The organism is Salifodinibacter halophilus (assembly GCA_012999515.1).
Classification (GTDB): domain Bacteria; phylum Pseudomonadota; class Gammaproteobacteria; order Nevskiales; family Salinisphaeraceae; genus Salifodinibacter; species Salifodinibacter halophilus.
On record JABEEB010000080.1, the window covers coordinates 1 to 337 of the forward strand.

General features: G+C 63.8%; 1 protein-coding gene. It reads right to left on the bottom strand.

What is annotated here, in order from left to right:
- On the bottom strand, window positions 1-163 hold a 163-nt coding region (locus HKX41_10775), incomplete at its 3' end, for a response regulator transcription factor (protein NNC24613.1).
- Between the last annotated feature and the right edge of the window lie 174 nt (window positions 164-337).

The following is a 337-nucleotide window of genomic DNA, read 5'->3' on the forward strand; positions in this document are numbered from 1 at the left end:
AGCCGCACAACGCTACGTCGGCCCGCGACTGCGTCATCCGCAGCACCGCCTCGTGCGGATCGCCGGCTTCGCCGACCACATCGATGTCGCTGTGCGCGCCGAGGATCCAGCGCAGTCCGAGACGGATCAACGGCTGGTCGTCGACGATGAACACCCGGATCATTTCCCTATCGCTCCGTAGATGATGCAAGCGAATGTCCAGGCCGTTTCCGAGGTCCGCAACTCGCCCGCGGGCAAAGTGCGGTGCGCCGACACCAATGTCGGCGGCTGACTACGTTACGTAAATGGATGTCTACGCCAGCGTAGACGCGCGCCGACGCCGAATCGGGGTTTTCCT